Genomic DNA, 218 nt, shown 5'->3' with positions numbered 1-218 from the left:
ATATATCTGAAGAGAAAGCCGAACAGTTATCAGAATATGAATTGAAAAGAGGGGATGTTGTTATTTCTAGATCAGGTACTGTTGGTGAAGTTTGCGTTATTCCTGAAATGCTAGGTAATGCGAGATTCTCTACTAACATCATCAGGGTTAGATTAAATCGCGACGTCATACGTCCTGAGTATTTTTGTCTTTTATTTGTATGCGCCCCATGATCCCAC

At 38.5% G+C, this 218-nt stretch carries 1 protein-coding gene; it reads left to right on the top strand.

What is annotated here, in order from left to right; genetic code table 11:
- Positions 1-212: restriction endonuclease subunit S domain-containing protein (locus VOR_RS19160; protein ID WP_286118507.1), on the top strand; the 212-nt coding region annotated here is incomplete at its 5' end.
- Between the last annotated feature and the right edge of the window lie 6 nt (positions 213-218).

The sequence above is a fragment of the Vibrio ordalii ATCC 33509 genome (genome assembly GCA_000257205.1).
GTDB lineage: Bacteria > Pseudomonadota > Gammaproteobacteria > Enterobacterales > Vibrionaceae > Vibrio > Vibrio ordalii.
The sequence above is the reverse complement of the archived record's forward strand: the minus strand, read 5'-3'. Positions and strand labels throughout refer to the sequence as shown.